General features: G+C 73.9%; 13 protein-coding genes. 2 read left to right on the top strand and 11 right to left on the bottom strand.

Going from position 1 to position 12,495, the window contains the following annotated elements; genetic code table 11:
* Window positions 1–159 precede the first annotated feature (159 nt).
* The 4 genes from ACI6QG_RS12175 to ACI6QG_RS12160 all read right to left on the bottom strand — a co-directional run bounded on the left by ACI6QG_RS12175 (window position 160) and on the right by ACI6QG_RS12160 (window position 4,763).
* Complete coding sequence (locus tag ACI6QG_RS12175; RefSeq protein ID WP_407024835.1) at window positions 160–624, bottom strand: c-type cytochrome; 465 nt, start codon at window positions 622–624, stop codon at window positions 160–162.
* A 440-nt stretch (window positions 625–1,064) separates the two neighbouring features.
* Window positions 1,065–1,967 (bottom strand): ABC transporter permease, encoded by a 903-nt coding sequence (locus ACI6QG_RS12170; RefSeq protein ID WP_407024834.1) that lies wholly within the window; start codon window positions 1,965–1,967, stop codon window positions 1,065–1,067.
* Window positions 1,968–2,046: 79 nt separating this feature from the next.
* Window positions 2,047–3,000 carry an ABC transporter permease gene (locus ACI6QG_RS12165; protein WP_407024833.1) on the bottom strand — a complete coding sequence of 318 codons (954 nt, stop codon included), beginning with the start codon at window positions 2,998–3,000 and terminating at the stop codon, window positions 2,047–2,049.
* A 149-nt stretch (window positions 3,001–3,149) separates the two neighbouring features.
* The gene (locus ACI6QG_RS12160) at window positions 3,150–4,763 is read right to left on the bottom strand and encodes an ABC transporter substrate-binding protein (RefSeq protein WP_407024832.1); all 1,614 of its coding nucleotides are present in this window, start codon (window positions 4,761–4,763) and stop codon (window positions 3,150–3,152) included.
* Between the two features lie 130 nt (window positions 4,764–4,893).
* On the opposite strand from ACI6QG_RS12160, the gene ACI6QG_RS12155 reads away from it, so the two are divergent.
* Window positions 4,894–5,619: an aspartate/glutamate racemase family protein gene (locus ACI6QG_RS12155; RefSeq protein WP_407024831.1), complete on the top strand. Its 726-nt coding sequence runs from the start codon at window positions 4,894–4,896 to the stop codon at window positions 5,617–5,619.
* Here ACI6QG_RS12155 and ACI6QG_RS12150 read toward each other — a convergent pair.
* Genes ACI6QG_RS12150 through ACI6QG_RS12130 form a run of 5 tightly spaced genes read right to left on the bottom strand, consistent with a single transcriptional unit; the run spans window position 5,598 to window position 9,288 of the window.
* Window positions 5,598–5,978: a DUF805 domain-containing protein gene (locus tag ACI6QG_RS12150; protein WP_407024830.1), complete on the bottom strand. Its 381-nt coding sequence runs from the start codon at window positions 5,976–5,978 to the stop codon at window positions 5,598–5,600. The two genes, ACI6QG_RS12155 and ACI6QG_RS12150, sit on opposite strands and share 22 nt — an antisense overlap.
* Window positions 5,978–6,985 (bottom strand): C-terminal binding protein, encoded by a 1,008-nt coding sequence (locus ACI6QG_RS12145; RefSeq protein ID WP_407024829.1) that lies wholly within the window; start codon window positions 6,983–6,985, stop codon window positions 5,978–5,980. The genes ACI6QG_RS12150 and ACI6QG_RS12145 overlap by 1 nt, the downstream gene beginning before the upstream one ends.
* A 35-nt stretch (window positions 6,986–7,020) precedes the next feature.
* The gene (locus tag ACI6QG_RS12140) at window positions 7,021–7,200 is read right to left on the bottom strand and encodes a hypothetical protein (RefSeq protein ID WP_407024828.1); all 180 of its coding nucleotides are present in this window, start codon (window positions 7,198–7,200) and stop codon (window positions 7,021–7,023) included.
* A complete protein-coding gene (locus ACI6QG_RS12135) occupies window positions 7,181–7,753 on the bottom strand; it encodes a hypothetical protein (protein ID WP_407024827.1) in 573 nt (190 codons plus the stop codon). The genes ACI6QG_RS12140 and ACI6QG_RS12135 overlap by 20 nt, the downstream gene beginning before the upstream one ends.
* On the bottom strand, window positions 7,750–9,288 hold the full coding sequence (locus ACI6QG_RS12130) for a UxaA family hydrolase (RefSeq protein WP_407024826.1): 1,539 nt from the start codon (window positions 9,286–9,288) through the stop codon (window positions 7,750–7,752). Before ACI6QG_RS12130 ends, ACI6QG_RS12135 begins: the two co-directional genes overlap by 4 nt.
* A gap of 107 nt (window positions 9,289–9,395) precedes the next feature.
* Between ACI6QG_RS12130 and ACI6QG_RS12125 the strand changes: the two genes are divergently transcribed.
* On the top strand, window positions 9,396–10,367 hold the full coding sequence (locus tag ACI6QG_RS12125; RefSeq protein WP_407024825.1) for a sialic acid TRAP transporter substrate-binding protein SiaP: 972 nt from the start codon (window positions 9,396–9,398) through the stop codon (window positions 10,365–10,367).
* Window positions 10,368–10,732: 365 nt separating this feature from the next.
* On the opposite strand, the gene ACI6QG_RS12120 is transcribed toward ACI6QG_RS12125, so the two are convergent.
* Both ACI6QG_RS12120 and ACI6QG_RS12115 read right to left on the bottom strand, forming a co-directional pair.
* Entirely contained in the window at window positions 10,733–11,659 is a 927-nt protein-coding gene (locus ACI6QG_RS12120; RefSeq protein WP_407024824.1) for a hypothetical protein, read from the bottom strand.
* A gap of 79 nt (window positions 11,660–11,738) precedes the next feature.
* The coding region (locus ACI6QG_RS12115; RefSeq protein WP_407024823.1) for an energy transducer TonB at window positions 11,739–12,495 on the bottom strand (757 nt) is incomplete at its 5' end.

Genomic DNA, 12,495 nt, shown 5'->3' with positions numbered 1-12,495 from the left:
CGCGTCCCCTCGGCCGTCGCGCGGCCTGCCCCACCCTGCGTGGTCGTGACACTCATGCGGGCGTGCGGCTCGCCCCCGCCTTCGACGGCCGGTTTGCCCGGCCGGGCGGCCCCCGGACCGTCGCGCGGGCGCGCCTTGCCCCTGGCCGGCGCGACGCCTTCAGCCGTCGCGCGGGCGCAGGCGCGGGTCGGGGCGAGGGCCGCCGGCATTGGGGCCCAGCGGCATGCCGGCCGGCACCGGCTCGGCCCGGCTCGCGCCCAGGGTCATCAGGAAGGCGGCGATGTCGCGCGCCTCGTCCTCCGCCAGGCCGAGGTCTGGCATGGCCGAGCCGGGCGACATCGCCTGCGGGTCGCGCAGCCAGGCCACCAGGGTGGCGGGGGTGTTGGGGAAGCGCCCGGCCAGCCAGCCGCGCCGCGACCATTCATGCAGCGGCGGGCCGGCCCAGGAGGTCGCGCCGGCCACGCCGGGCACCACGTGGCAGGCGCCGCAGCCGTGCTGCGCCACCAGGGTGCGCCCCCGCGCGGCATCGCCCCCGGCCACGCGCTGCGCCGCCGGCGGCTCGGCGTCGCAGGCCGGGAGCAGCAGCAACAGGACGGGCAGGACGCGGCGGGCGAGGCGGGGCATGGCGGCGTCCCGGGGAGTGGCCCCGGGCGAACGCGGCGGGGTGGGGGGTGGGTTGCGCCCGGCGCTGCGCTGGCGTGGGGCCTTGCCCCCGGGCGGAGCGGGAGGGGTTGGCTTCGGGGAGGGTGGGCGGCTGGGGCTGCGCTGCCCTGCACCCGGCGGAACGTGACGGGCTGAGTTCCGTGCGAGTGGGCGGGTGGGGCTGCGTCGCCTTGGCCCCCGGCGGAACGTGAAAGGCTGACTTCGGTCGAAGGAGACGGGTGGGGGGCTGCGCCCCCCTTGCCCCCGGCGGAACGTGAAGGGCTGACTTCGGTCGAAGGAGACGGGTGGGGGGCTGCGCCCCCCTTGCCCCCGGCGGAACGTGAAAGGCTGACTTCGTCGAAGGAGACGGGTGGGGGGCTGCGCCCCCCTTGCCCCCGGCGGAACGTGAAAGGCTGACTTCGTCAGCCTTTCACGTCCATCGCCGCGCGCAGCCCATCACTGACCAGGTTGAAGCAGATGGAGGTGACGAAGATGCACGCCCCCGGCAGCACCGCCACCCAGGGCTGCACGTAGATCGCCGTGCGCAGCGTGTTCAGCATCAGGCCCCATTCGGGCTCCGGCGGCCGCGTGCCCAGGCCGAGGAAGGAGAGGCCGGAGGCCAGGATCATGCACACGCTGATCAGGCTGGTGGCGTAGACGAAGATCGGCCCCAGCACGTTGCCCAGCACGTGCACCCGCACGATGGTGAAGGCGCTGGCGCCAGAGGCGCGTGCCGCATCCACGAAGTCCAGGTTGCGCACGCCCGTCGTCACGCTCTCGGCCACGCGGATGATCTGCGGCACGAAGACGAGCGTCAGCGCGAGGATGGCGTTGGTGATGCCCGCCCCCAGCGCGCCGGAGATCGCCACCGCCAGCAGCACGGAGGGGAAGGCGTAGAACACGTCCGTCACCCGCATGATCAGCATGTTGGTGCGCCCGCCGGCGAAGCCCGCCAGCACGCCCAGCACGGTGCCGATGACGAAGGCCAGCGCCACGGGGATGATGCCCATGAACCAGCTCAGCCGCCCGCCATAGATCAGGCGCGTCAGCATGTCGCGGCCCAGCTCGTCGGTGCCCAGCGGGTGGTTGTCGGTGCCCAGGGGGCGCAGGCGGCGGATCATGCTGCCCTGGAAGGGGTCGTGCGGCGCCACGAGGGGGGCGAAGACGATCACCAGCAGCATTAGCAACAGGATGGCGGCGCAGGCGATGGTGACGCGGTCGCGGCGCAGGCGCTTCCAGACGCCGGCCCAGTAGCCCTCGGAGCGGGCGCTGGCCTGCGCGGCCTGGATGGCGAGCTCGGCGGCGGCGGCGGTGGTGGTGCTCATGCGGAGGGCCCCGAGGCGCGGGTGGTGGTCGGGCGCGTGATCCGTCGCGCCGGAAGGCGCGCGGGGGCGAGGAGGCGGATCATGCGCGCTTGATCCGCGGGTCCAGCGCGGTCTGCACCAGGTCCACCAGCAGGTTGAGTGCGACGAAGAACATCGCCAGCACGAGGATGGTGCCCTGCAGCACCGGCAGGTCGCGCTGGAAGATGGCGCTGTTCAGCAGCAACCCGGTGCCGGGCCAGGAGAACACCGTCTCCACCAGGATGGAGCCGCCCATCAGGTAGCCCAGCTGCAGGCCCATCACCGCCAGCGCGGTGGGTGCGGCGTTCTTGACCACGTGCAGGAAGATGGAGAAGCGCGTCAGCCCCTTGCCGCGCAGGGCGGTGACGAATTCCTGGTTCATGATCTCGGCGATGATGCCGCGCACCGTGCGCGTCACGATGCCCATGGGAATGACGGAAAGGGTGACGGCGGGCAGCACCAGGTGCTGCATGTGCGCCCAGTCCCACGCCCAGTCGGAGGAGCCGCCCGGCCCCGCCCCCATGGCCGGCAGCCAGGGCAGCTGCACGGCGAAGACCACCACCAGCACCATGCCCAGCCAGTAATGCGGCACCGAGACGCCGGCCACCGCGAAGGTCGTCGCCGCGCGGTCGAGCAAGGAGCCGCGGAAGGTGCCCGCCAGCCCGCCCAGCACGCAGCCCAGGATGAAGCCGAGCAGCGAGGCCGCCAGCGCCAGCGTCAGCGTGTTGCCGATGGCGCTCGACAGGTCGCCCCAGACTGGGCGCCCGGTGGCGAGGCTGCGCCCGAGGTCGCCCTGCACCACCTTGGAGAGCCACAGCGCGAACTGCACCGGCAGCGGCTTGTCCAGGCCGTAATCGGCGCGCACCTGCTCCACCACCTCCTGCGGGGCGTCGGGCGGGACGATGGCGTTGATCGGGTCGCCGGGCGCGATCTGCACCAGCATGAAGCACACGAAGCCGACCGCCAGGGCGATCGGCACCGCATACAATACGCGCTTGAACAGGTAGATCAGCATCAGATTCTTTCCGCCCTCAAACGCCGGGCGCCGGCTGCGCCGGCTTGGCTTCCGCCGCGCCGCGGGCGCGCCCGGCACGTCGGTGGAGTGGGCGGCGCCGCCCGCCGTGCGAACGGATGCCCGGAGGGCGGCGCCGGTTCGTCACGGCCTCACTGAACAAAAGGAAGGCGCAGGTCCACGAACCAGCTCTGCGGCTGCACGTGGCCGCGCACGCGCGGGCTCATCGCGCGCGGGCCCACGTCATGCGCGATCCAGATGAACAGCGCCTCGTCCACGCCGGCCGCGTGCAGGCGGCCCAGGGCGGCGTCGCGCTCGGCGGGGTCGAAGGCGTTGCGCGCGGCGGCCACCAGCCCGTCGAAGCGCGGGTCGTTGAACATGCCCCAGTTGTTGGACACCGGCGCCGCCATCTTGCTGTCCCAGAAGCGGACCATGGCGAAGAAGGGGTCCATCGCCGCGAAGCTGACGTTGATGGCATGCGCCCCGCGTGCGCTGGCGTGGCCGCAGCCATTGCGCCAGTTGGTGAACAGCGCGTTCCACTCGATCACGTCGAACTCGATGTTGATGCCGACCGAGCGCAGGTCCTGCTGGATGAACTCGTTCATCGGCAGCGGCTGCATCTGGCCCGAGCCGGAGGCGCTGATCTGCACCTTGATGGTCACCGGCCGCTGCGGGCCATAGCCGGCCTCGGCCAGCAGGCGCCGCGCCTCGGCCTTGTCGGTGCGGATGTTGAAGCTCGGGTTGCCCCACCACGGGTGGCCCGGCGGCACGGTGCCGACGGCCGGCTGCATCATGCCGCCCAGCAGGGTGCGCAGCCCGTCGCGGTCAATCGCCAGGTTCAGCGCGCGGCGCACCCGCACGTCGCTCAGCGGCGAGGAGGGCAGGAAGCAGGGCTGCCAGGGCCAGACATGCGGCTGCGGGTTGGTGGCGATCTGCATCTGCCGCGCGCGCAGCTGCGGCACGGCGTCGGGCGAGGGCGCCTCGATCCAGTCCACCTGGCCGCTCAGCAGCGCGGCGGTGCGGGCATTGGCCTCGGGGATGGGCAGCAGGACGATGCGCTCGGCGCGCGCCTTCTCACCCCAATAGGCGTCGTTGCGGGTCATCTCCGCGCGCTCGCGCGGGACGAAGCGCGTCAGCCGGAAGGGCCCGGTGCCGGAGGGGTTGGCGGCGAAGGCGTTCCAGGTCGCCTCGGCATTGGGGTGCTGCGTGCGCAGCCGCTCCCAATGCGCCGGGCTGGCCATGAACAGGTTGGTGAGGTTGATCGGCAGCAGGCTGTCGGGCTCGGAGGTGAAGAGCGCGACGGTCATGTCGTCGATCTTCTCGGCGCGGCGCAGCGTGGGCATGCGGCTGGCGGTGACGCCGACCTGCCGGGGGTCGAAATGCGCGGCCTCGCGGTCCAGCACCTTGCGGACGTTCCAAACCACGGCGTCGGCGTTGAAGTCGCTGCCGTCGTGGAACTTCACCCCCGGGCGCAGGCGGAACACCCAGCGCGTGCGGTCATTGGCGTCGCTTTCCCAGCTGACGGCGAGGCCGGGCTGCAGGGTGGAGGGGCGGTCGGCGCGCGACAGGTCCCAGGCGGTCAGGCCGTCATACAGCGGGATGCCGGTGAAGCGGTTGCCCTCGAAGCCCTGGTCGGGCTGGCCGTGGGTCAGCGGGATGTCGGCCGCCGTCATGCCGATGCGGATGGTGCCCTGCGATTGCGCGGGCTGGGCGGCGAACAGGGCGGCGGGCAGCAGGGCGGCCAGGAGCCATTGGCGCAGACGCATGGTTCTTCTCTCTCTCCCAGAGGCGCCGCATGGGAGCGCGGAAGATGGAGGCACCGCAAGCGCGACGTGAGCGGGGATTCATCCATCCGGGCCTTGCCTCTGCCCAAGCGGCGGGCATCACTGGCGCGCGATGAAGCTGCTCCTCCTCAACGGCAACACCGATGCCGCCATCACCGACCGCCTGGTGGCCGCCGCGCGGGCCATGTGCGGGCATGACGTCGTTGGGGCCACGGCGCGCTTCGGGGCGCGCTACATCAGCACCCGCGCGGCCAGCGCGGTGGCGGCGCATGCGGTGCTGGACGCGCTGGCCGAGCACCTGCCGGGCGGGGGCTTTGATGCCGCCATCATCGCCTGCTTCGGCGACCCGGGGCTGGAGGCGGCGCGGGAGATGTTCTCCGTCCCCGTGCTGGGGCTGGCGGATAGCTCCATCCGGCAGGGCTTCGCGCTGGGGCCGGTGGTGTCGCTGCTGACCGGCGGCGCCGCCTGGGTGCCGATGCTGGAGGAATTTGCCCGCCCGCGCACGCCGCCGGGCGCGCGGGTGCGGGTGCGCGCCATCCAGCCGACCGGCGACATGATCGCCCGCGAGCCGGAGCGCGCCCTGGCCCTGCTGGCTGAGGCCGCGCGGGTGGAGGCGCAACACGGCGCGCGTTGCGTGGTGCTGGGCGGCGCCGGGCTGGTGGGGCTGGCGCCGCGGCTGCGGCCGCTGGTGCCCGTGCCAGTGCTGGATTGCCTGGAGGCGACGCTGGCCGAGCTGCCGCTGGCGAAGGCGGCGCCGGTGCCCATGCAGGGTGCGCCCAGCACCGGCCTGTCGGTGCCGCTGGCGACGCTGCTGGCTCAGGGTGGCGGCGGGCCGTAGCGGTTGGGGCCGGGCGTGCCGGGAATGAGGCACAGCCCCAGGAACACCGCCAGCGAGGCCAGGCCCAGCACGGCCGACACCCCCGACAGCCCCGCCTGCCCCACCAGGTTGCCCAGGGCGGACAGCGCGGCGATCCACAGCAGGTGCCAGCCGGTGCGGTCCATGTCGTGCAGGCGGCGCACCGTGTTCACCCCGCCCATCCAGGCCAGCAGCAGCGCCAGCGGCAGGGCCAGCACCCCCAGCGCCCCGCCGCCCGCCATGCCCAGCCCCAGCAGGGCCAGCAGCACCATCAGCCCCAGCACCGTCAGCGCGTAGGCGGCGCGGCGCTGCCGGGCGCGCGGCCAGAGCAGGCCGCCCATCAATCGGCCTCCGGCGGGATGACGTTGGTGCGCAGGCCGCGCAGCAGCACGTCGCGCACGGTTTCCACCGACTTCAGGCGGATGTCGTCCCAGGCCTCAGGGGAGTGGAAGGCGATGTGCGGCAGGATGACCAGGCGGCCGCGCAGCCAGTCCTCGCCCGCGCGGTAGGCGGCGAGCAGGGCGGGCTCGGGCTGCACGGGGGGTTCGACCGGCAGGACGTCCAGCCCCGCGCCGGCGATGCGGTTTTCGCGCAGGGCGGCTTCCAGCGCGTCGAGGTCCAGGATGGGACCCCGCGCCGTGTTCACCACCACGGCGTCTTGCGGCAGCAGCGCGAGTTCGGCGGCCCCGACCAGGCCGCGGGTGGCGCGCGTCAGCGGGCAGTGGATGGACAGGACGTCGGAGGCGCGCAGGAGCGCCTCCAGGCTGTCCATCCGCCCGATGCCCAGGGCGCGGTCGGCGCCGTTGGGCAGGTAGGGGTCGAAGAAGGCCACGCGGAAGCCCAGCGCCTTGGCGCGCAGGGCGGCGGCGGTGCCGATGCGGCCGAGGCCGAGGATGCCGAAGGTCTGCGCCTCGAACCGCCGCACGATGCGCGAGGGCTGCACGCCCCAGGGGATGGGCGGGGAAGCGCGCATGCCGTCATGGTAGAGGGTGAGGCCGCGGCGCAGGGACAGCGCGAGGGTGATGGCGGTGTCCGCGACCTCCTGCGTGCCGTAGTCGGGCGTGTTGCAGACGAGGATCCCCCGCCGGGCGCATTCGGCGCGGTCCACCTTGTCGTAGCCGACGCCCATGCGGACGACGAGCCGGAGCTTGGGGAAGCGGTCGAGCGCTTCCTTGGGCACGGCCATGCGCAGCGTCATCAGCGCGTCGGCCTCGTCGCAGAGATGCTGCGGGAGTTCCAGCAGCGAGGACTTGCAGGTGCCGCGGAGGATGCGGACCCCGGGGCCGAGGATGCGTTCCTCAAGCGCGGTGTCGGGGTAGAGGGATTCGGGCTCGAGGACGGTGTGCATGGCGCGGCGAAGCTTGCCGCGCGGGGCGGGGTTCGTCACTCCCCGGCGGGGGTGGTGTTCCGGCGGTTTTGCTCGATGCGTTCCAGCAGGGCGCGCTTCAGCGGCGTGCGGCGGGCGCCGCTGTTGCGCAGCGCCTCCGGTGGCGGGCGCACGACGCCGGACGCGAGCTTGGCGGCGATCTCCGCCGCGCGTTGCTCAAGGCTGGTCCGTTTCATGATGGTTCCGCAGCTCCGCCAGGCCGATCCGGTTCATCGTCTCCTCGCGGAGACGCCGTTCGAGATAATCTTCGTCCAGGGCCGATGCCAGGGCCAGCAGGATTTGCGCCTGCCGCAGCATCTTCGCGTCGCGCCTGCCGGAGGCGAACCACTGGCTGGCACGGTCGGCGATGAGGTCCTCCGTGGGCGCCATCAGCACCTCGCCTCCAGGGACCTCGACGATGCGGATGCGGCTGCGGTCGGCCAAGCCGTCGAAATAGCCGCCTGAAACCAGTTCCACCGCGACGGGCAGGCTGGGATGGAAGTAGCCGTGCAGGCCGTGGCGGAGCCCCGTCTCGCGCTGGAAGCCGACGGCCAGGAGCGCGGCGGCGACCTCATCATCGGATGCGGTGACGAGGTCCAGGTCGCCGGTGTGGATGTCGCCCGCGGTGTCGAACTCCACCACCGCGCCGCCCACCAGGATCGGCGGCGGCACGCCCTGCCGGCGGAGGATGGCGCAGGCCTGGGCAAGCAGGTTCAGGGCTTCGGTAAAGGCTGGGCGATAGGGGCTCACATCGTCGCGCCCAGCACCCAGGGCGCGAACTCCGCATCCCCGAACCCCAGAGCCTCGCTCTTGGTCTTCTCGCCGGAGGCCACGCGCAGCATCTGCGAAAAAATGCGCGCCCCGCATTCCTCCACGCTTTCCACGCCATCCAGCACCGTGCCGCAGTTGATGTCCATGTCCTCCTGCATCCGGTCATACATCGGCGTGTTCGTCGCCAGCTTCAGCGACGGCGCCGGCTTCATGCCGAAGACGCTGCCGCGCCCGGTGGTGAAGCACAGCAGGTTCGCCCCGCCCGCCACCTGCCCCGTCGCGCCCACCGGGTCGTAGCCCGGCGTGTCCATGAAGACGAAGCCCTTGGCCGTCACCGGCTCGGCGTAGCGCACCACGTCCACCAGCTCCGTCGTGCCGGCCTTGGCCATGGCGCCCAGCGACTTCTCCAGGATGGTGGTCAGGCCGCCCGCCTTGTTGCCGGGTGAGGGGTTGGAGTTCATCTCCGCGCCCTCGCGCGCCGTGTACTCCTCCCACCACCGCATCACCTCCACCAGCTTCTCGCCGGTTTCGCGCGTCACGGCGCGGCGGGTCAGCAGGTGCTCGGCGCCGTAGGTCTCGGGGCTCTCGCTCAGGATCACCGTGCCGCCATGCCGCACCACGAGGTCGGAGGCGCAGCCGAGCGCGACATTGGCGCTGATGCCGGAATAGCCGTCGCTGCCGCCGCATTGCAGCGCCACGCACAGCTCGCTCGCCGGCACCGGCTCGCGCCGCGCGCTGTCAGCCTCCGCCAGCACCTCGCGCACGAAGGCGATGCCGCGCTCCACCGTCTTCCGCGTGCCGCCCTCCTCCTGGATGGTCAGCGTGCGCAGGCGGCCGAGGAGGCGCTGCTCCTCCAGCAGGCCGCCCAGCTGGTTCACCTCGCAGCCCAGGCCGATGGCGATGACGTGGGAGAAGTTGGGGTGCCGCGCGAAGCCGGCCAGCGTGCGGCGCAGCACGCGCAGCGGCTCGCCCTCCGTCATGCCGCAGCCGGTCTTGTGGGTCAGCGCCACCACCTCGTCCACGTGGGCGAAGGCGTCCAGCCGGCCGGGGCCGTCGCCGAAGGGGTCGCGCGCGAAGTGCCGGGCGATCAGGTCGGCCACGTGGGCGGCGCAGTTGACGGAGGTGATGATGCCGATGCTGTTGCGCGTGCCCGCACGCCCATAACCATCCCCTGGCGCGCGGCGGAAGCCCAGGAAGTGCGCGGGCACCGGTGCGTAGTCGGTGGGGCGGCGCTCGGCGCCGAAGGCGTAGTCGCGGGCGAAGTCGCCCATGGCGCAGTTCTGCACGTGCACCCATTCGCCGGGCGCGATGGGCTGCGTGGCGAAGCCGATCACCTGGCCGTAGCGGCGGATTTCCTCGCCCGGCGCGTGGCCGCGGGTGGCGACCTTGTGGCCGGGCGGGATGCGCTGCCGCGCCAGCACGTTGGGCGCGACGGGCGTGCCGGGCGGCAGGGCGCGGCGGGCGATGACGACGCCATCCCCCTCATGCAGGCGGATCACGGGTGCGTCGTGCATGGTGGGTTCCTCCGCCGCGCATGGTGGCGCGCGCATGGCCCTTGCGGAAGGGGCCGCGGCCTTGCCAGCATGGGCGCACAAGAACACGACACAGGGAGTTCCCGTCCATGCTCACCCGCCGCGGCCTCGGCCTGGGGGCGCTGCTCGCCGCGCCCTTCGTCTCACGCCCCGCCCATGCCCAGGGGCAGCGCCTGCGCTGGGCCCACGTGTACGAGGTGGGCGAGGCCTACCACACCGAGGCGCAATGGGCGGCGCGGGAGATCGCCAGCCGCACCAATGGCCGCTGGAACATCGAGGTCTTCGCGGCCTCGGCGCTGGGCAACGAGCCGCAGATCAACCAAGGGCTGACGCTGGGCACGGTGGACATCATCTACACCGGCGTGGCCTTCGCCGGCGCGTCCTACCGCCCGATGGCGATCACCCACGCGCCCTATGCCCTGCGCGACTTCGCGCATTTCGAGAAGTACCGCGCCTCCGACCTGCACCGGGAACTGGTCGCGGGCTACGACCGGCAGACCACCCACACCGCCGTGGCGCTGACCTATTACGGTGACCGCCACATGACGGCGAACAAGAGCATCATGACGCCGGCCGACACGCGCGGGCTGAAGCTGCGGGTGCCGCAGGCGCCGTCCTACCTGATGCTGGCGCGCGGCATCGGGGCGAACGCCACGCCCATCGCCTTCGCGGAGGTGTACCTGGCCTTGCAGAACGGCACGGTGGACGCGCAGGAGAACCCGCTGCCCACCATCCAGGCCAAGAAGTTCCACGAGGTGCAGACCCACATCAGCCTGACCGGCCACATCACCGAGAGCCTGCTGACCATCGTCAGCGCCGGCACCATGCGCCGGCTGAACGAGAACGAGCGCGGCATCTTCCGCGAGGTGCTGGCCCAGGCGGCGGACCGCTGCACCGCCAGCATCCGCGCGCAGGAGGGCGAGCTGCCGGCCTGGTTCCGCGCGCAGAACAAGGTGGTGCAGGAGCCCGACCGCGCCGCCTTCCGCGCCGCCTGCGTGCCGCTGCACAACGAGAACGTGGGCTGGAGCCGCCAGCAATACGACCGCCTCCAGGCGCTCTAGCGCCCGGGCTTTGCGGCGCGTCCGCTCCGCCGGGCCTACGCCGCGCACCGCCCGCCCGAGGCGGGGTGGCGCGGCCTCCGGGCGGCGGGTTGCGCTGACTTGCCGCGCCATGGTGCGAACAGGACGGCGGCGGCGCCCTCGGGCGCCCGCTCCCGCCCACGGCGCCCTGCGCCTTGCGGTCGCGCCGGGCCTTCGCCCTGGCGCGGAGCAGGCCCCCAGGCACATGACAGGCGCGGAGCGCGCGAAGCCGCGCGGCCGCCTCCCATCCGGCGGCCAACCCCGAGCAACCGGCGCACCCGCCACCCGGGGCCCCCGCCGTGGTTCCCGCCCGCCGCGCAGCGACGGGCGGGAACTGCGGTGCGGCGTCAGCGCTGGTGCGCCAGCACCAGCCCGCGGGTGCCGGCGCGCGCGCCCAGCACCGCGGCGATGGCCGACAGCAGCATGGTGGCGAAGAACCACAGCGCGCTGCGGGCCGCGCCGGTGGCCGCGGCATCCGCCGCCTCCCGCGCGCGCTGGGCCGCCTGCTCCGCCGTCTGGCGGACCTGCGTCTCGGCGGCCTGGATGCGCTGGCGGGCCTCCGCCTCGCTGATGCCGGCCTCGGCGCCGATCAGCTGGGCCAGGCGGGCGCGCTGGCCCTCCTGCAGCTGCGCGCCCTGGCGCAGCCCGTCGGCCGAGATGGCCGCGATCTCCGCCGCGCGCTGCTCGGCCGTCATCCGGCCCACATCGGCCGGCGCGGTCAGGGTGGCGCGCAGGCGCTCGGCGGCGGCGCGCGGGTCGACGCCCTGGGCGGCCTCGGCGGCGGCGCCGGTGGCGCCCGCCGCGGCGCTGGCCACGCCGCGCACCGCGGCACCCGCCGCATCGGCCGCGCGGCCGGCGACGTTGCCGGCCACCTGGCCCATCACCACCGCGGCGAACAGGAAGCTGACGGCCCAGGCGCCCAGGCCCAGGAAGGCGGAATCCTTGCGGTCGCTGGTGCCCGACAGCCAGGCCGCCACCATGCCGCCGATGAACAGCGCCACGATGTTGGACACGGCGAACCAGGCGGCGGCGCCCAGGGTGAAGGCCCCGGCGTCCGGGGTGTCGCGCGCCACGGCGTCCACCGTGCCGGCGCCCACCGCCACGCCCAGCGTGTTGAGCATGATGCCCAGCGTCACCGCCACCACGGCGCCGGCGAGGATGGCCCCCCAGGACGCGCGGGAGCGCAGGGCGGGCTCGCCTTCCGGCAGGGCCACCATGGGGTCGTAGGGAACGGCGCGGCCATCGGCGGGCCGTGCGGGCGGGGTGTGGGGCATCGTGGCATTCTCCTGGGCGCGGCCTCCGGCGGCGGCGCATGCGGGGGAAACTGCCCGGCGCCACCGGCGGTTGCGCCGCTCAGCGCCCGCGGATCAGCACGTAGTCCACCGTCAGCTCGATGGTGACGCCGTTGGGGTCCGCCCCCGGCGGGAAGGCGGGCAGGCGGGCGCCGCCGAAGGGCCGGGTGGTGCCGCTGTTCAGGCTGGGGCTGCTGGAGGGCATCAGCATCCGCACCCCGCGCACCGTGCCGTCCGGGTTGGCGGTGATCAGCACCCGCACCCGCCCGTCCTCGCCGCGCGCCGCGGCGTCCAGCGGGTAGCGCATGTTCTGGTCCAGCCAGCGGCGGAAGGCGGCGCGCCAGTCGACGCCCACATTGGCGCCGGTGACGCGCGCCATCGGGTCCGCCGCCAGGCGGCCTTCCAGGAAGCGCGGGTCCACCGTGGTGTCCAGCCCGCGCGCCGCCGGGCGGCCGGGCGGCGGCGCGGCGCGCCCGCCCAGCTGGAAGCCTTCCGGCAGCGTGGCCGGCGGCATGACGGGGCGGGCGGCCTGCCGGGCCGGCGGCGGCGGCGGCGCGGCGGGCGGCAGCGGCAGCTCGAAGCGGCGCGGCAGTTCCAGCGGCGTCTCGGGCAGCAGGTCCACCGTGCCGGGCAGGCGCTCGGCCAGCATCGGCGGCGGCGGCTCGGGGCGTGGGGGCAGGGGCGGCGGCGGGATGGGCGGCGGCGGCAGCGGCAGCGCCTGCTGCACCGGCGGCGCCGGCGTGGGCGGGGCCGGCACCTCGGGCACGGGGGGCGCGGGCGCCTGCACCACCGGCGGGGCGGGCGGCGCGGGGGGCGGG

This window comes from Sabulicella flocculans (genome assembly GCF_045449635.1).
In the GTDB taxonomy this organism is placed as follows: Bacteria; Pseudomonadota; Alphaproteobacteria; order Acetobacterales; family Acetobacteraceae; genus Roseococcus.
This window is presented reverse-complemented; position numbering and strand designations above follow the sequence as displayed.

What these genes read in the sequence shown, in the direction of transcription:
- ACI6QG_RS12175 (WP_407024835.1), bottom strand. Translation starts at nt 624, where the DNA reads ATGCCCCGCCTCGCCCGCCGCGTCCTGCCCGTCCTGTTGCTGCTGCTC.
- ACI6QG_RS12170 (WP_407024834.1), bottom strand. Translation starts at nt 1,967, where the DNA reads ATGAGCACCACCACCGCCGCCGCCGCCGAGCTCGCCATCCAGGCCGCG.
- ACI6QG_RS12165 (WP_407024833.1), bottom strand. Translation starts at nt 3,000, where the DNA reads ATGCTGATCTACCTGTTCAAGCGCGTATTGTATGCGGTGCCGATCGCC.
- ACI6QG_RS12160 (WP_407024832.1), bottom strand. Translation starts at nt 4,763, where the DNA reads ATGCGTCTGCGCCAATGGCTCCTGGCCGCCCTGCTGCCCGCCGCCCTG.
- ACI6QG_RS12155 (WP_407024831.1), top strand. Translation starts at nt 4,894, where the DNA reads ATGAAGCTGCTCCTCCTCAACGGCAACACCGATGCCGCCATCACCGAC.
- ACI6QG_RS12150 (WP_407024830.1), bottom strand. Translation starts at nt 5,978, where the DNA reads ATGGGCGGCCTGCTCTGGCCGCGCGCCCGGCAGCGCCGCGCCGCCTAC.
- ACI6QG_RS12145 (WP_407024829.1), bottom strand. Translation starts at nt 6,985, where the DNA reads ATGCACACCGTCCTCGAGCCCGAATCCCTCTACCCCGACACCGCGCTT.
- ACI6QG_RS12140 (WP_407024828.1), bottom strand. Translation starts at nt 7,200, where the DNA reads ATGAAACGGACCAGCCTTGAGCAACGCGCGGCGGAGATCGCCGCCAAG.
- ACI6QG_RS12130 (WP_407024826.1), bottom strand. Translation starts at nt 9,288, where the DNA reads ATGCACGACGCACCCGTGATCCGCCTGCATGAGGGGGATGGCGTCGTC.
- ACI6QG_RS12125 (WP_407024825.1), top strand. Translation starts at nt 9,396, where the DNA reads ATGCTCACCCGCCGCGGCCTCGGCCTGGGGGCGCTGCTCGCCGCGCCC.
- ACI6QG_RS12120 (WP_407024824.1), bottom strand. Translation starts at nt 11,659, where the DNA reads ATGCCCCACACCCCGCCCGCACGGCCCGCCGATGGCCGCGCCGTTCCC.